Origin of the sequence: Pseudoxanthomonas sp. JBR18, assembly GCF_028198165.1 — a bacterium.
In the GTDB taxonomy this organism is placed as follows: domain Bacteria; phylum Pseudomonadota; class Gammaproteobacteria; order Xanthomonadales; family Xanthomonadaceae; genus Pseudoxanthomonas_A.
In genome coordinates this window covers 2370128-2385556 of record NZ_CP116339.1, presented here as the reverse complement: position 1 = coordinate 2385556, position 15429 = coordinate 2370128, and the positions used below count along the sequence as shown (strand labels likewise).

At 68.1% G+C, this 15429-nt stretch carries 14 protein-coding genes and 2 pseudogenes; 3 read left to right on the top strand and 13 right to left on the bottom strand.

Translation table 11 applies throughout. From position 1 onward, the window contains the following. Nucleotides 1-87: 87 nt before the first annotated feature. The 10 genes and pseudogenes from PJ250_RS10655 to PJ250_RS10610 form a co-directional block, all read right to left on the bottom strand. A complete protein-coding gene (locus PJ250_RS10655; protein WP_271644505.1) occupies nucleotides 88-1731 on the bottom strand; it encodes a Na+/H+ antiporter in 1644 nt (547 codons plus the stop codon). Nucleotides 1732-1788: 57 nt separating this feature from the next. Then, nucleotides 1789-2550: an ABC transporter permease gene (locus PJ250_RS10650; protein ID WP_271648599.1), complete on the bottom strand. Its 762-nt coding sequence runs from the start codon at nucleotides 2548-2550 to the stop codon at nucleotides 1789-1791. A 2-nt stretch (nucleotides 2551-2552) separates the two neighbouring features. After that, the gene (locus PJ250_RS10645; RefSeq protein ID WP_271644504.1) at nucleotides 2553-3482 is read right to left on the bottom strand and encodes an ABC transporter ATP-binding protein; all 930 of its coding nucleotides are present in this window, start codon (nucleotides 3480-3482) and stop codon (nucleotides 2553-2555) included. Between the two features lie 155 nt (nucleotides 3483-3637). Further along, entirely contained in the window at nucleotides 3638-4906 is a 1269-nt protein-coding gene (locus PJ250_RS10640; protein ID WP_271644503.1) for an RNA polymerase sigma factor, read from the bottom strand. A gap of 69 nt (nucleotides 4907-4975) precedes the next feature. Then, complete coding sequence (locus PJ250_RS10635) at nucleotides 4976-5371, bottom strand: DUF1801 domain-containing protein (protein ID WP_271644502.1); 396 nt, start codon at nucleotides 5369-5371, stop codon at nucleotides 4976-4978. Then, entirely contained in the window at nucleotides 5371-6030 is a 660-nt protein-coding gene (locus PJ250_RS10630) for a dihydrofolate reductase family protein (protein WP_271644500.1), read from the bottom strand. The genes PJ250_RS10635 and PJ250_RS10630 overlap by 1 nt, the downstream gene beginning before the upstream one ends. A 10-nt stretch (nucleotides 6031-6040) precedes the next feature. Then, the gene (locus tag PJ250_RS10625; protein ID WP_271644499.1) at nucleotides 6041-6397 is read right to left on the bottom strand and encodes a DUF1428 domain-containing protein; all 357 of its coding nucleotides are present in this window, start codon (nucleotides 6395-6397) and stop codon (nucleotides 6041-6043) included. Nucleotides 6398-6438: 41 nt separating this feature from the next. After that, a pseudogene (locus PJ250_RS10620) lies at nucleotides 6439-6839 on the bottom strand (VOC family protein). A gap of 10 nt (nucleotides 6840-6849) precedes the next feature. After that, on the bottom strand, nucleotides 6850-7266 hold the full coding sequence (locus PJ250_RS10615) for a VOC family protein (protein ID WP_271644497.1): 417 nt from the start codon (nucleotides 7264-7266) through the stop codon (nucleotides 6850-6852). A 24-nt stretch (nucleotides 7267-7290) separates the two neighbouring features. Next, nucleotides 7291-7710 (bottom strand): annotated as a pseudogene (locus PJ250_RS10610) (YciI family protein). A 193-nt stretch (nucleotides 7711-7903) separates the two neighbouring features. Between PJ250_RS10610 and PJ250_RS10605 the strand changes: the two are divergent. Both PJ250_RS10605 and PJ250_RS10600 read left to right on the top strand, forming a co-directional pair. Then, nucleotides 7904-8305: a YciI family protein gene (locus tag PJ250_RS10605; protein WP_271644496.1), complete on the top strand. Its 402-nt coding sequence runs from the start codon at nucleotides 7904-7906 to the stop codon at nucleotides 8303-8305. Nucleotides 8306-8394: 89 nt separating this feature from the next. Further along, nucleotides 8395-8703, top strand: coding sequence for a hypothetical protein (locus PJ250_RS10600; protein WP_271644494.1), 309 nt, complete (start codon nucleotides 8395-8397; stop codon nucleotides 8701-8703). Here PJ250_RS10600 and PJ250_RS10595 read toward each other — a convergent pair. Beyond that, nucleotides 8690-10150, bottom strand: a complete 1461-nt coding sequence (locus PJ250_RS10595; RefSeq protein ID WP_271648598.1) for a UdgX family uracil-DNA binding protein — start codon at nucleotides 10148-10150, stop codon at nucleotides 8690-8692. The genes PJ250_RS10600 and PJ250_RS10595 overlap by 14 nt on opposite strands. A 323-nt stretch (nucleotides 10151-10473) precedes the next feature. Then, nucleotides 10474-11715 carry a putative DNA modification/repair radical SAM protein gene (locus tag PJ250_RS10590; protein WP_271644493.1) on the bottom strand — a complete coding sequence of 414 codons (1242 nt, stop codon included), beginning with the start codon at nucleotides 11713-11715 and terminating at the stop codon, nucleotides 10474-10476. Between the two features lie 141 nt (nucleotides 11716-11856). Here PJ250_RS10590 and PJ250_RS10585 point away from each other — a divergent pair, with 141 nt between their 5' ends. After that, nucleotides 11857-12249, top strand: coding sequence for an XVIPCD domain-containing protein (locus tag PJ250_RS10585; protein WP_271644492.1), 393 nt, complete (start codon nucleotides 11857-11859; stop codon nucleotides 12247-12249). Between the two features lie 34 nt (nucleotides 12250-12283). Here the strand turns inward: PJ250_RS10585 and PJ250_RS10580 are convergent, their stop codons facing one another. Further along, nucleotides 12284-15223 carry a bifunctional diguanylate cyclase/phosphodiesterase gene (locus tag PJ250_RS10580; RefSeq protein ID WP_271644490.1) on the bottom strand — a complete coding sequence of 980 codons (2940 nt, stop codon included), beginning with the start codon at nucleotides 15221-15223 and terminating at the stop codon, nucleotides 12284-12286. Between the last annotated feature and the right edge of the window lie 206 nt (nucleotides 15224-15429).

The following is a 15429-nucleotide window of genomic DNA, read 5'->3' as shown; positions in this document are numbered from 1 at the left end:
CTAATCCCCTGCGCCCGTCGCGGGCGCGGCGAAACTAGCAGGGCCGCCCGACCGCTGGCAACATGCGCTGCAACACGCCGCGCGGGCTCAGCGCTGGCGGGTTTCCAGCAGGTCCAGGTTGCGCACCAGCTTGCGCGAGACCTCGTCGGAGATCTTGCGCTGTCGGGCCAGGCGGAACAGTTCGGCACGCTCGGCGCGCAGGCCGGCCTGACGCATCTGGCGCTCGACCTGCTCAATGCGCCGCGCCTGTTCGGGGGCGATGTCCGCCTCGCCGCCAAGACGATCCACATGGCGCTGGTAGAGCTGGCTGACCCGCTCGGCGCAGGCCGCATACAGCTCTCCATCCTCGACCAGGTCCGAGGTGGCCGCCAGCCGCTGGCGCTCGCCTTCCACTGCCACCAACGCCGCGCGTGCGGCCGCCTTGCGCGCCAGATCCTCCTCATGCTGCAGGTCGGACTCCTCCGGCACGTGCAGGTCCTTGAGCAGGCGCGGCAGGGCCAGCGCGGCGACCAGCAGCGAGACCATGATCACGGCCGCGGCCAGGAAGATCGCCAGATCGCGGGATGGGAACGGGGTCCCGTCGGACAGGGCCAGCGGCAGGGTCAGCACGCCGGCCAGGGTGATCGCGCCGCGCACGCCGGCCAGCGAGGTGGCCACGATGATCCGCCAGTTGGGGCTGACTCGCGTCTCGCCCCGCACCTTGGCCTTAAGCAGGCTCCAGCGCAGCGACAGCCACACCCAGACAAAGCGCAGCAACATCAGGCCCAGGCTGATGGCCACCACGTAGACCGCCAGCCACCAGGGGTCGCGATGCCCGGTCTCGTGCACGCTGCGCATGGCGTTGCTCAGAATGCCCGGCAGCTGCTCGCCCAGCAGGGTGAACACGATGCCGTTGAGGGTGAACTGGACCATGTCCCACACCGCCGTGCGCTGGATGCGCACGCTGGCCGCCGCGCGGCCGGACAGCTCCACGTAACTCATGGTGATGCCGGCGGCCACCGCGGCAAGGATGCCCGAGGCGTGCAGCACTTCGGCCATGACGTAGGCGGCGAATGGGATCAGCAGGCTGACCAGGATCGACGAGCCGCCCTCTTCGCCGAAATGCCGGGCGATCCAGCGCTGCAGGATGTTGACCGCATAGGTCACGCCCACGCCGCAGGCCAGGCCCGCCAGCGCCACCCATACGAAGGTGACCGAGGCGCCGGCCAGGGAGAAGGTCCCGGTCAGCGCGGCGGCCACGGCGAACTGGAAGCACACCAGGCCCGACGCGTCGTTGAGCAGGGATTCGCCTTCCAGGATGTGCATCAGGCGCTTGGGGATCGGCGCGCGCGCGGCGATCGAGGACACGGCCACCGGATCGGTCGGCGAGATGATCGCCGCCAGGGCGAAGGCCACCGGCAGCGGCATGGCCGGGATCATCAGGTGGATCAGGAAGCCCGCCCCGAGCACGGTGAACACCACCAGCCCCAAGGCCAGCTCCAGGATCGCCCCCTTGTCGCGGAACAACCCCTGCTTGGGAATGCGCCAGCCGTCCAGGAACAGCAACGGCGGCAGGAACAGCAGGAAGAACAGCTCCGGATCCAGCTCCACCCCGCGGTTGAAGAAGGAGATCACCGCACCCAGCGCGATCTGCACCAGCGGAAGCGGCAGGGAGAAGGGCAAAACCCGGACCAGGAAGCCACTGGCAGCCACCGCCAGCAGCATCGCCAGGACGATCTCGATCGAGTGCATCTGATTAAGCTAGCAGAGCGCCATGTCGCCGCGGCGTCTGCCATTGCCGGATTTACCTCAGGTTTTGATCTTCCAGCCGGTCCGGAACATCGCCCAGATCGCCACCAGGCACACCACCAGGAAGCCCAGAATGGCCGCCAGGCTGATGCCGACCTCCACGTCAGCCAGGCCGAAGAAGCTCCAGCGAAAGCCGCTGATCAGATACACGACCGGGTTGAACAGGGTGATCTTCTGCCACACCGGCGGCAGCATGGACACCGAGTAGAACGCTCCGCCCAGGAAGGTCAACGGGGTGACCACCATCAGCGGGATCACCTGCAGCTTCTGGAAGTCGTCGGCCCACAGCCCGATGATGAAGCCGAACAGCGAGAAGGTCAGGGCGGTCAGCAGCAGGAAGGCCACCATCCACACCGGATGCTGGATCTCGTAGGGCACGAAGATCCGCGCGGTCACCAGGATCAGCAGGCCCAGCATCAGCGACTTGGTCGCCGCCGCGCCCACGTAGCCCAGCACCACCTCCACGAAGGACACCGGCGCGGAGAGCAGCTCGTAGATCGTGCCGGACCACTTGGGCATGTAGATGCCGAAGGAGGCGTTGGAAATGCTCTCGTTGAGCAGCGAGAGCATGATCAGGCCGGGAATGATGAAGGCCCCGTAGGACACCCCTTCCACATCGCCCATGCGCGAGCCGATGGCCGCGCCGAACACCACGAAGTACAGCGAGGTCGACAGCACCGGCGAGGCGATCGACTGGGTGATGGTGCGGAAGGTGCGCGCCATCTCGAAGCGGTAGATCGCCGCCACCGCGTGCAGGTTCAGGCTCATGCGCGGGCCTCCCGGACCAGGTTGACGAAGATCTCCTCCAGCGAGGATTGGGACGAGTGCAGGTCCTTGAAATCGATGCCCTGCTCGCCCAGGCGCCGCAGCAGCGCGGCGATGCCGGTTTCCTCGGCCTGCACGTCGAAGGTGTAGACCAGCTGGGTGCCATCGGCCTGCAGTTCCAGCGGCAGGTCGGACAAGGCGGGCGGGATGGCGTGCAGCGGCTGCTGCAGAGTCAGGGCCAGCTGCTTCTTGCCCAGCTTGGCCATGAGCGTGGTCTTGTCCTCCACCAGCACCAGCTTGCCGCCGGTGATCACCCCGATGCGGTCGGCCATCTCCTCGGCTTCCTCGATGTAGTGGGTGGTCAGGACCACGGTGGTGCCACGCTCACGCAGGCCGCGGACCAGGTTCCACATGTCGTGGCGCAGCTCCACGTCCACCCCGGCGGTGGGCTCGTCCAGGAACAGCACCTTGGGTTCGTGCGCCAGCGCCTTGGCGATCAGCACCCGGCGCTTCATGCCGCCGGACAGGGCCATGATCTTGGTGTCGCGCTTGTCCCACAGGGACAGGTCGCGCAGCACGCGCTCCAGCAGGGCCGGGTCGGCCGGCTTACCGAACAGCCCGCGCGAGAAGCGCACCGCCGCCCACACCGTCTCGAACGCCTCGGTCGACAGCTCCTGCGGGACCAGCCCGACCTGGCTGCGCGCGGCGCGGTACTGGCGCACGACATCGCAGCCCTCGATGGTCACCACGCCCTCGCCCGGGCGCACGATGCCGCACAGGATGCTGATCAACGTGGTCTTGCCCGCGCCGTTGGGCCCGAGCAGGGCGAAGATCTCGCCACGCTGGATCTCCAGGTCGATGCCCTTCAGCGCCTGGAAACCCGAGTCGTAGGTCTTGGTCAGCCCCTGTACCGAGATGGCCGAGGTCATGGCAGCTCCTGTGTTGCGGATATGGAACGACGCGCCAGGCGCGCAGGCCGCGTAGCCTGAGGCCGCCGCCGTGATCAGGCAATACAGGCCAGTGCGACGCAGTGTCCCCCCGCCCCGCGCAGAGCGGAACCACCCCTGACCTGCCGTGCGGACGATCAGGCCGTCCCGCCCGCCTGGCACGCCAGGGCGCGGGCCTGCATCTGCGCGGACTCGCGCGCGTTGCGGGTGAGCGCGGCAGCCTGCTCGAAACAGGCACGCGCCTCGTCCAGCCGGCCGAGCCGTTCCAGCAGATCGCCGCGAACCGCAGGCAGCGCGGCGTAGTCACGCAGGGACGCCTCTCCGGCCAGTGTATCGACCAGGGCCAGGCCAACCTGCGCCCCGGCCGCCCGCCCCAGCGCGACGGCCCGATTGAGCTGGACCACCGGCGATGGACTGACCTGGGCCAGCACCGCATACAGGGCCGCGATGCGCGTCCAATCCGTGTCCTCGCTGCGCAGCGCACGCGCATGGCAGGCGGCGATGCCGGCCTGCAGCGTGTAGGGGCCCTGCGCGCCGCCCAGCTGCACGGCGCGCTCCAGCGCCTGCAGGCCCCGGCCGATCTGCAGCCGGTCCCAGCGCGCGCGCTGTTGCGCTTCGAGCAGGACCGGCGTGCCATCGGCCGCGGTCCGCGCGGCGGTGCGCGAAGCCTGCAGTTCCATCAGCGCCAGCAGGCCGAAGACCTCCGGCGCCTGCGGCATCAGCCCGGCCAGCACGCGGCCCAGGCGCAGCGCCTCCGTGCACAGCGCCGGCCGCATCCAGTCCTCGCCGGCGCTGGCCGAATACCCTTCGTTGAAGACCAGGTAGATCACCTCCAGCACCGCGTCCAGCCGCTCGGGCAGGTCACCGCGCCGCGGCGGGTCGTAGCTGACCTGCTGCTGGGCCAGGGTGCGCTTGGCACGCACGATCCGCTGGGCCACCGTGGCCTCGGGCTGCAGGAAGGCCCGGGCGATCTCCGCGGTGGTCAGGCCACCGAGCAGGCGCAGGGTCAAAGCGACCCGCGACTCGCGCGGCAAAACCGGGTGGCAGGCGATGAACATCAGCCGCAGCAGGTCGTCGCCCACCGCGTCGTCCAGGTGGCCGTCGCTGTCAGGGCCGGGCACCGCCTGCCCTTCCAGTTCGTAGGCGATCTCCGTGTGCTTGCGCTGGTGCAGCTGGCGCTGGCGCAGGCGGTCGATGGCGCGGCGCTTGGCGGTGGCGGTGAGCCAGGCAGCCGGATTGTCGGGCAGGCCATCGCGCGGCCAGTACTCCAGGGCGGCGACCAGCGCGTCCTGGGCCAGTTCCTCGGCCAGGTCGATGTCGCGCAGCATCCGGGTCAGCACGGCCAGTACCCGGGGGGCCTCCATGCGCCAGAGGGTCTCGATGGTGCGATGCACGTCGCTGCTCATGGGCGGCGATCAGACCACCGGCCCACGACCAGCGCAACCGCGCGTCGGCAGCCCGGATCGCGCCAAGGCTCAGACCTGCGCCATCCATTGCCGCACGATGGCCTCGAAGGCCGCACGCTTGCGCTCGGCCTCCTCCACCCTGGCGAAGCGCGGGATCGCGCGTTCGGTCCCGCACCAGTCCAACAGGCCGTATGGATCGTCGATCTGCACCCCGCCCTTCCGCGGGCGCGCGCCGCGATGCAGGATGACCTGGATCGCCGCGGGGTCGCGCAGATGCAGCGTGGCGAAGTGCTCGGACGTGTGGAAGCTCGGCGCGTTCCACTTGATCGCCTGACCCACTTGGGGCGACAGCGAGGTCAGGATCGTGCGCAGCGCCTGGATGACCTCGTGCAACGGATGCCGGCACGTGGCCAGCCAGACCTCCACGCCGGGACCGTCCGATGCGGCGCGAGCCGCGCGGGCCATCACCGGCCCTCCAGTCCCAGACGCCGCTGCAGTTCCTCTGGCGGCGGATCGTCATGCATGAAGGAGCCATAGCCGCGCAGTCCACCGACCCGATAGTGCTGGAACACCACGCCGGTCTCGAAGCGCAGCGTGTCCAGCAATTCCAGGCCGGCCGGCACCGTGCCCGCGGCGAACAGCCTGCGGCCCTGTCCCAGCAGCACCGGGAACCACCACAGCCGCAGTTCGTCCACCAGTCCCGCGCGCAGCAGGGTCTGCGCGAGGTCCAGGCTGCCATGCACCTGCAGTTGGCGCCCGGGCCTGGCCTTCAGCGCACGCACGGCCTCGATCACATCGCCCTCGATCCGCGTGGCGCCCGACCAGGCCTGCGACAGCGACGCATGGCTGGCCACGTATCGGGGCACGCGGTTGAAGCGCGCGGCGATCGGATCGTCATCGCCCACGTGCGGCCAGTGCGCGGCGAAGATGTCGTAGGTGACCCGGCCCAGCAGCAGCGCGTCCAGGCATTCGATCCAGGCGGTCTGCACGTCCATCATGGCCTGGTCCCAATACGGCACCGACCAGCCGCCATGCACGAAGTCCCCACGCGGATCCTCATGCGGGCCGCCCGGCCCCTGTCCGACACCATCCAGGCTCAGGAAGGCCCCCAGGACCAGCTTCATCGGCGCGACCTCATCGCTGCACCAACGGCTTGAACCCGCCCCAGAACAGGCGCTTGCCGTCGAACGGCATGTTGTGCGGGCCCCACGCATGCATCCGTGGGTCGTCCATCGCCAGCTTGTTGACCTTGTCGCGATGCGCGCGCGACTTGAAGACGATGTAGGAGAAGATCACGGTCTCACCTTCCTTGAGCTTGACCGCCTGCGGGAACGAGGTGGTCTTGCCCGGTTTGACGTCTTCGGCGATGCATTCGACGTACTGCAGCGCGCCGTGTTCCATCCAGATCTTGCCGCCCATCCGCGCCATCTTGCGGTAGGCCGCCAGGTTGGCCAGGGGCAGCGGCAACACGTAAGCATCGATATAGGCCATGGGGTTGTCCTCTTCTTTGAAGGGGGGATTGAGCGCGCGGCTCAGTGCGGTGGCGGCCCTGACATGCACATCACTTCCCAGTGATGGCCATCCAGGTCGGTGAAGCTGCGCCCGTACATGAAGCCCAGGTCCTGCACCGGCTTGGCTCGCCACCTCCGGCAGCCAGCGCGCGCTCGGCCAGCGCGTCCACGCCAGCCTTGTCGTCGGCCGATAGGCACAGGATCGCCTCGGTCTGCAGCGAGGTGTCGCAGATCGCCTTTGGCGTGAAGGTGCTGAAGAACGGATGCACCAGCAGCATCACGTAGATGGTCTCGCTGATGACCACGCAGGCCGCATCGTCGTTGGTGAATTGCGGATTGATGGTGTAGCCCAACGCCGTGTAGAAAGCCTTGGCCTTCGGCAGGTCGCGCACGGGCAGGTTGACGAACATCCGGGTCGGCATGGCGTACTCCTCAGGCCGGTTCGGCATCGACGTTGATCATCCAGGGCGTGCCATAGCGATCGGTCAGCATGGCAAAGCGCTTGGACCAGAAGGTGGCACTCATCGGCATCTGGATCTGCGCGCCTTCGGCCAGCGCCGCGTAGATCCGCTCGGCTTCCTCCACGCTGTCCGCATGCAGGGCCACGGTCATTCCATGCGGTGGTGCGTAGTCCTGGGGTGGACACGTATCGGAGGCCATCAAGCGCACATCGCCGGCCACCAGCGAGGCATGCATGACCGCCCCCTCCGGCATGCCCGGCATCCTGGCCTCGGGCGGCGCCTGATCGTAGGTGGACATGGCCACCACTTCGCCGCCCAGCATACGCGCGTAGAACGTCATGGCCTCGCGGCAGTTGCCGTTGAAAAACAAGTACGGGATCACGTGCATCGCATTGCTCCTTGGGATTGAAATCTAGGACATGCCGCGGGTACGAGCGCGCAGCTGCTGCTCGCGCGCCCGCAGTGTGGGGGTCATGGCGTCACCGAAGTCCGCCGTCTCCAGGACCGGACGCAGCTCGACCTCCACGCCGCCATCGAACGGCGCGCGCTTGAGCCACTCGGTGGCTTCGTCCAGCGAGCGCACCTGCCATAGCTAGAAGCCGGCGACCAGCTCCGTTGTTTGGGCGAACGGACCATCGGTCACGGTGCGGGCCTTGCCGCCGAAGCGCACCCGGACGCCGCGGCTTGAAGGATGCAGGCCTTCGCCCGCCAGCATGATCCCGGCTTGGACCAGGGCCTCGTTGTAGGCACCCATGGCCGCCAGCAACTCGGTCGAAGGCAACACGCCCGCCTCGGAGGCGGCGCTGGCCTTGACGATCACCATCACCTTCATCGCATCACTCCCGTCCACGGCCAGGCGCTGCTGGCGTTTCTGACCTCCTAGACGAATCAGCGCGACGAAAATCGACAGCGGCCAGACAACTCCCAAGCGAGCGTTTCGGCGGTTACACCACGCAGTCGCACCCGGCGCGTTTCCGTGGGGCATGATGCGCCCCTGACGATGCCGCAGCGAAGGACGCCGGACCATGCAGTTCCTGATCCTGATCCACATCGATGACGCCCTGCTCGACGCCCTGCCGCAGGGCGAGTTCGACAAACTGATGCGCGGCTGCTTCGAACATGCCGACCAGCTTCAGCGTGACGGTGTGCTGTTGGCCTCCCAGCAATTGGAAGCGGCCTCGACAGCGCGCGCGATCCGCGTGCGCGGTGGCAAGACCACCGTCACCGATGGCCCCTTCGCCGAGACCAAGGAGCTGCTGGCCGGCTTCAACCTCATCCAGGCAGCCGACATCGAGCAGGCTGAAGCGATCGCACGGACCTTTCCCTGGGCGGCGGTGGGCTGCATCGAAGTCCGTCCCGTGCGCGACATGGGCCAGGTCCGCGACCGCGTGGGCGCCGCGCCAGGTGCACTGGAACTGGCGCGCTGAAACTCTGCCTGTTCAGCGCGCACTGACGGATGCTTCACCCGTGCCGCTCCTAAAGTTTGGCTCCCCCGCCATTGCGACGCGCCGCTCTCATGAATGTAGTCCAGCAGGTCCAGCACGCCACCGGCCCACGTGCCGTGGTGGTCGACATCAATCATGAATTGCGCTGGTGGCGCGACCATTATCTGCAGTATCCCGTGGGTCGGACGACCTACGCGCAGGCGGAGCCGACGCTGAAGTTCGCCTACGACAACTACCTGCTGCATCCGCACCAGTCGCTGGACGCGATCTGGCCCGACGTGCATCGCCGCTACGAGCAGCTCCTGCCCTACGAGCAGTTGCCCTGGCACCGCGCCGAGCGAATCATCGGCGAGGTCTGGCAGCGCATCACGAGCGACTGAGGCCAGCAGCAACGTCCAGCGCTTCGCCCTGCCGCGCCATCCACATTTGCAGGAGCCGCAGATCATCGACCAACGCCCTGCGCGCCTGTGCCAGCGCGTCCGGGTCGCGCTGGCGCAGCACCCAGGCCGGATGCACGGTGGGCAACACGCATGCGCCTGATTCCAGCCGATGCCAGCGCCCGCGCGAGGCCATCAACTTCAATCCGCCGCCCATCACGGCCTGTGCCGCCGTCGCCCCCAGGCACACCACGACGGCCGGATCGATTCGCGAGAGTTCTTCCATCAGCCATGGCCGGCACGCCGCCACTTGGCTGCTGGACGGGTTGCGATGCAGGCGCCGCTTGCCACGCTGTTCGAAGCGAAAATGCTTGACCGCATTGGTCAGGTAGAGCGCCTGGCGGTCGATCCCCAACTCGGCCAGGATCTGGTCCAACAGGCGGCCGGCGGGGCCGACGAAAGGACGGCCGCTGAGATCCTCCTCGTCACCGGGCTGTTCGCCGATCAACACCACTTTCGCGTCGACGGGCCCCTCGCCAAACACCGTGCGTGTGGCGGGCTGCCACAGTTCGCATCGACGACAGGCGGCGGCCGCGTCGCGTACCACCTCCAGTGAGTCCTCCGCGCGCAGCGTCGGCTGGGGCGCTGCGTCTGGGATGCGGCGCCGTGGCGCTTCGGGCGCACGCTCGGCCATCTCGCGCACGCGCACGCCGGCCTGCTGAATCAGGTCCGGCAGCAATTGGGCCTCAGGCAGGTGCTTCCAGTACTTTTGCGGCATCTCCGAGCGCATCATCGTCGGGTTGAGCCGCGCCGGATTGAAGATGTTGGCGTAGTAGGTCTTCCACAACGCCTCGCGCGCATCGTCGGCCGGCGCATCGGCGCGGGTCCCCCCGGGTCCGAAGGCCAGCCCCGTGCCGTCCCAGGCCACGCTGCGGTACGGAGTGAGGATCGCCCACCGCATCCCGGCAAAGCGCCTGGCAAAGAACGGCGCGATCCGGTCGAGGATCTGGTGCTCGGGCTCGAACCAGGCCACGAAGGCCTCATCCTCCCCCGGCACCTCGCGAAAGCGCACGAACGCCTTCATCTTGTGGGTGTCGCGCCCGACCGCCTTGGCCAGCACCTGCGCACGGCGGACATCCGGATCGGTCGCATGGGCCAGCAGGTCGCGCCCTTCCATTTCCATCCGCCACAGCAACCGATAGAGCAGCGCGAAGCGCTGCGGATCGCGATGGCACAACACCGCCGCCGCCACGGACAAAAAATCCGACGACACCCGCAGGCCATCGCGCCGCCTCGGCAGCGCGGCAACATCCTGCCCGGCAAGCAAGCCTCCCTGCGCATCCCCATTCCACTCGATCGCCTCCGGCGGCACCTGCGCACCCCACGCCGCCCGCGCCGCAACCCGCCACGCCTCCAGATCCCACGGTGGATCGACCCGCGCGGTGAACATCAGCAAGCCACAATCCATACGGCATCATCGACAGGCATGACGCTGTTGCTGTTGCTGAGCTTTCGATCTGGCGAGCCGTAAAGCGTGCCGAGCATCGCGGGAGGATCGGGCCGCAGAGGCGCCCTTGTCTGAGCGCAGCGAGTTTGGGCGCCGTGCCCGATTCTTCGAGAAGCGCAGGGAACCGATGCGCAGCATCGGCGCGCGTCCCGGCGGGGGCGGTTTTGCCTACTTTTGCCAAGACAAAAGTAGGTCGCACCAACCGGTGCGAACGCACTTGCTTTTGACTCACGCATTGGCCAGTCCGATTGCGAACATGGCCAAGCTCAAAACAACCCCATCTGCCGCGGCTTGGGCGCCAACGCCGCCCGCAGCTTCAACGGGTCATCCAACGCAGCGCGCGGATGATGATCAAGCACCTGCACGAACGGCAGCAGCTTCTTCATCGGCAGCCGCAGCCGCGTCAGATCCTCAACCCGCAAACGCCGGAACCGACGCGAGGCGATGATCCGCTCGACATTGCGCGTCCCCAGCCCTGGCACGCGCAACAACAGCTCGCGTGGCGCGTGATTGACATCCACGGGAAATCGTTCGGGATGGCGCAGCGCCCAGGCCAGCTTGGGATCGATGTCCAGATCCAGCATGCCACTGGCCTGCGTCGGCGCGATCTCCTCCACGGAAAAATCATAGAAGCGCAGCAGCCAGTCGGCCTGGTACAGGCGATGCTCGCGCTGCAGCGGTGGCGGCTGCAGCGGCAGCTTGCTGGAGGCATCGGGAATCGGGCTGAAGGCTGAGTAGTACACGCGCCGCAGCCGGTAGTTGCCGTAGAGGTTGGTGCTGGTGTGCAGGATGCTGCGGTCATCGGCGCCATCGGCGCCGACGATCATCTGCGTGCTCTGCCCGGCCGGCGCGAAGCGCGGCGGCTTGGCGCGGAGCTTGCTCTGCTCGCGCCGTTGCTCGACGTTCTCCTCGATCCGCCAGCGCAGTTCGCCCATTGCCGCGCGGATGCCGCCAGGCTTCTTCTCCGGGGCCAGGCGGGCCAGGCCGGCCTCGGTCGGCAATTCGACATTGATGCTCAGGCGGTCGGCGTAGCGGCCGGCCGCGGCCAGCAGCTCGGGCGCGGCATCGGGAATGGTCTTGAGGTGGATGTAGCCGGCAAACTTGTGGTCCTGGCGCAGGCTGCGCGCCACTTCCACCAGCTGCTCCATCGTGTAGTCGCTGTCGCGGATGATGCCGCTGGAGAGGAACAGGCCTTCGATGTAATTGCGCTTGTAGAAGTCCAGGGTCAGCTGGACCACTTCGGCCGGGGTGAACCGCGCGCGTCGCACGTTGCTGGTCACCCGGTTGACGCAGTACGCGCAGTCGAACACGCAGAAGTTGGTCAGCAGGATCTTCAGCAGCGACACGCAGCGCCCATCGGGCGTGTACGAGTGACAGATGCCCATGCCCTCGGTGCTGCCGATGCCACCGCTGCCGAGCGAGTGCCGCTTGTCCGCGCCGGAAGACGCGCAGGAGGCATCGTATTTGGCCGCGTCGGCGAGGATGGCGAGCTTGTCTTTGACCTGCATGATGCCCAGAGCATCGCCGGGCGCCGTCTCAATCCGTGAGACGCCGGGATGCATGCCGATGAACCCGGGATGCGCGCGATCATCGCGCGCTCAGCGCCGCGCGGTCATGCTTTGCCCGGTTCCCCCCAAGACGCTGATGCCATGTCCCAGACGCCCGCCGCGCCCGTCGATGCCCTTCACCAGCAATGCGTGGCCGGCGTGCAGGCACTCGAGGCCGGTCTGGGGCGTCCATTCGACGACGCCAGCGCGCGGCTGGCCGCGGCGCTGGCGGTACTGGCGCACGAGCAGGGGCTGAGCCAAGTCGATCATGTGCTGCTGTCCCATCGCAATGGGCAGGTCGCCGAGGGCGAGTACGCCTTCGTCGTCCAGGGCGCGCTGGGGGATCCTGCACAGCTGCGCGCCCACATGCGGACCAGCGATGCGCTCGCGTTGCCACTGGACCGTGCATTGGCGCGTCTGGACGCCCTGCAGCAGGCGCATGCGCTGGCGGCGCGCCAGACCCCGTTGCCCGACGATCCGACACCGCGGCGCTGATGTCGCGGTGCGGTCGTCCAACGGATCGGCCCGCCTAGGGCGCCAGAACGCCTTGCACGCGCCGCAGGATCTGTTCCAGGGGCTGCGGCCGACCGAGCAGGAAGCCCTGCACCTGATCGCAACCGTGGCGACGCAGCCACTCCAGCTCCTCGGGGCGCTCGACGCCCTCGGCCACCATCACCAGGCCCAGGCTGTGGCCCAGCGTCAGCAGCGCGCTGCAGATGCTGGCATTGCGCGCGTCGCGGTCCACGTCCTGCACGAAGGCCCGATCCAGCTTGATCGAGCTCAGCGGCAGGTGGCGCAGATAGGACATCGAGGAAAAGCCCGTGCCGAAATCGTCCAGCGAGATGCACACGCCTGCATCGCGCAGCCGCTGCATGGCCGTCATGCCCTGCTCGGGGCGGCTCATCACCACCGATTCGGTCAGCTCCACGTGCAGGCGATCTGGCGTGATGCCGGCCTGCGCGCACGCGGCCTCCAGTTCGGCCGGCAGGTCGGCCTGCAGCATCTGTACCGCGGACACGTTCACCGCCACCGATAGATCGTCGCAGCCCTGGCGCATCAGCCAGGCCTGGGCCTGGGCGGCCCGGCGCAGGATCCAGTTGCCCAACGGCACGATCAGGCCCGTGTCCTCGCACAGCGGAATGAAATCCCCCGGCGGAATCTGCGAGCCGTCGCGCTGCGGCCAGCGCACCAGGGCTTCCAGCGCCGCGACGCTGCCATCGCAGGTCCGCACGATCGGCTGGAAATGCAGTTCGAACTCGTTCTGCTCGATCGCCGTGCGCAGCCGCGCGGCCATGCGCAGGCGCTCTTCGTAGCGTCGCGCGATGGCCCCGTCGTAGCGGGAGATCTCGAAGGCGTTGGATTCCAACGCATGCGCCGCCAGGGCGGCGTTGTCCATGATCCGCTCGGCGCGCAGGCCGCTGCCGTCGTCCTCGGCCAGGCCGAAACGCGCGTCCAGGCGCTGCATCGACCCATCGCTGTCGCTGAACGGCTCGCGCACGGCCTCGATGGCTGCCTGCAACGCAGCGGCGGACATCGCCGGATTGAGAATGGCCAGCACGAAATCCTCGTCCGGCTGGTGCGCGGCCAGCCCGTAGTCGTCGGCCCATTGCTGCAGGCGCGCGGCCAGCGTGCGCAATACGTTGTCGGCGGTCTCGCGGCCCAGCGAATCACGGATCGGCTGTAGGCCGCGCAGCTGCAGGTAGACGACCTGGTAGCCGGGATGCTGGCCCTGGTCCAGCTCGTCGGTCAGGGTCTGGACATTGGCCAGGCCGGTGGTCTGGTCATGCCGCGCCCGGTAGGCCAGTTCCCGTTCGTACTCGAGCCGCTCGGACACGTCCTCGGACAGGACCAGACGCGCGTCATGGCCACCGAAGCGGATCTCGCTGCCATACACGCGCGCCTGCAGGGTGGAGCCATCCTTGCGACGATGCTGGGACACCTGCGCGTCCTCGAAGCCGGCCGCCGCGCCCTGCACCATCCCGCTGGCGCCCGCCAGGCCAGCCGGACACACATCGCCCAGCTGCATGGTGAGAAATTCCTCGCGGCTGAACCCGTATTGCAGGGTCGCGGCGCGGTTGACCTCCAGGAACCGCAGGGTGCGCGCGTCATGCACCCAGAATGGCAGCGGGTTGCGGTCGAAGATCAGGCGGAACTGGCGCTCGGCATCGGTGACCCGGGACATCGCCTCCATGCGCTCACTGATGTCCACCAGGGTGCCGGTCATGCGCAGGCGTCCGGCCTGGTCCTCGACCACGCCGCCGCGCCCGACCACCCAGCGCTCGCCGCCACTGGCGTCCATGAGCCGGAACTCGCTGGAAAATGCGCTGCGGCTGCGCCAGGCCGCGGTGAACCGGCGCGCCAGCATCGCCCGGTCGCTCGCATGGACGTGGCGATGGAAAATCCGCAGCGACACCTCCTGCGTCTCGCCAAGGCCGAACAGCCGCGCGATGTCGCCACCCCAGACCAGATGGTGGCTGCCCTCCTCCATCGCCCACGCGCCGACCTTGCCGGTGTTCTGCGCCAGGCGCAGGTGCTCGCTGTTGCGCTGGAGTTGCTCCAGCACGCGGCGCTGGTCGCGGTCGGCGCGCCGCACCACCCGCACCAGGACCAGCAGCATCGTCCAATAGAGCAGGTACAGCACGATCGCGATGACCAGAAAGCGATGCCACGGCGCGAGCACCTCGCGTACCGACAGCCCGGACCAGACCTGTAGAGGGTAATGTTCGAGCGCACGCACCGCGACAATGCGGCGAACGCCATCGATCTGGCTGGTGCGCTCGACGATGCCGTCCCCTCTCAGCTCCTGCGGCGTGGGACCGACCACCGGCGTGCCCACCAGCGAGCGCCCGGCGCGACGGGTCCGCGCCATCAGGATGTTGCCGGGGCCGACCACGCTGACGATGCCATCGCGGCCGGTATCCAGCCCCTCGACCATGGCCTGCAGCTCATCCAGGTACAGTCGAGCGACGATCCAGTGATGGCTCCCGCTGCCGACCGGGGCCAGCGGCAGGGCCAGGGGCAGGACCCAACGCTTGCCATCGACCAGGCGCAACGACCCGAAGCGCAGCCTGCCTTCCTTCCCGTGCGGTGCGCCGCCGATCCAGTGCGCGAAGTCGGGCTCCCCCTGGCCTTCGGTCAGTGCCACGCCACGATCGTCCACCAGGACAATGCTCTGGATTTCCTGGTGGCGGGATACCACCCCGTCGATGGACTGACCGATCAGGTTCGGCGCCTGGGCCGGGACGCGCTCCATCAGCTCGCGCGCATCCTCGCAGATCCCCTGCATGGCGCGCTCGATGTTGCGCAGTTCGGCGGTCAAGACACGCTCGATGCCGGTGACCAGGGTATCGCTCTGGCGTTGTGCCGCGCCCAGGCGATTGTGACGGTCGTCGGTGACCCAGTAGCCCAGGACCACGGCCAGGGCGATGGCCAGCAACAAGCCGAACACCAGCACCGTCCTGGCCTGCATGACGGACCGAAGCGGTCGACGGATTGAGTCTGGACGATCCATGTTGGCGTGCGCGGACGGGATTTCCCGCTTCCCCCCCTTGTTAGGAAGCCCGGACCTCTCCTGCCCTAATCCCCAAGGCAAGCGGGTCGAGCCCGAGCATACCCGCTTGTGGCCCCAGCGTGGCAAGCGCCCGCAGCGACCCGGACGCCGGCTTGCATGGCACG

Coding starts and splice junctions, on each gene's coding strand:
- PJ250_RS10600 (WP_271644494.1), top strand. CDS start 8,395: ATGAATGTAGTCCAGCAGGTCCAGCACGCCACCGGCCCACGTGCCGTG.
- PJ250_RS10625 (WP_271644499.1), bottom strand. CDS start 6,397: ATGGCCTATATCGATGCTTACGTGTTGCCGCTGCCCCTGGCCAACCTG.
- PJ250_RS10580 (WP_271644490.1), bottom strand. CDS start 15,223: ATGCAGGCCAGGACGGTGCTGGTGTTCGGCTTGTTGCTGGCCATCGCC.
- PJ250_RS10635 (WP_271644502.1), bottom strand. CDS start 5,371: ATGGCCCGCGCGGCTCGCGCCGCATCGGACGGTCCCGGCGTGGAGGTC.
- PJ250_RS10640 (WP_271644503.1), bottom strand. CDS start 4,906: ATGAGCAGCGACGTGCATCGCACCATCGAGACCCTCTGGCGCATGGAG.
- PJ250_RS10645 (WP_271644504.1), bottom strand. CDS start 3,482: ATGACCTCGGCCATCTCGGTACAGGGGCTGACCAAGACCTACGACTCG.
- PJ250_RS10590 (WP_271644493.1), bottom strand. CDS start 11,715: ATGCAGGTCAAAGACAAGCTCGCCATCCTCGCCGACGCGGCCAAATAC.
- PJ250_RS10615 (WP_271644497.1), bottom strand. CDS start 7,266: ATGCACGTGATCCCGTACTTGTTTTTCAACGGCAACTGCCGCGAGGCC.
- PJ250_RS10605 (WP_271644496.1), top strand. CDS start 7,904: ATGCAGTTCCTGATCCTGATCCACATCGATGACGCCCTGCTCGACGCC.
- PJ250_RS10585 (WP_271644492.1), top strand. CDS start 11,857: ATGTCCCAGACGCCCGCCGCGCCCGTCGATGCCCTTCACCAGCAATGC.
- PJ250_RS10630 (WP_271644500.1), bottom strand. CDS start 6,030: ATGAAGCTGGTCCTGGGGGCCTTCCTGAGCCTGGATGGTGTCGGACAG.
- PJ250_RS10595 (WP_271648598.1), bottom strand. CDS start 10,150: ATGTTCACCGCGCGGGTCGATCCACCGTGGGATCTGGAGGCGTGGCGG.
- PJ250_RS10655 (WP_271644505.1), bottom strand. CDS start 1,731: ATGCACTCGATCGAGATCGTCCTGGCGATGCTGCTGGCGGTGGCTGCC.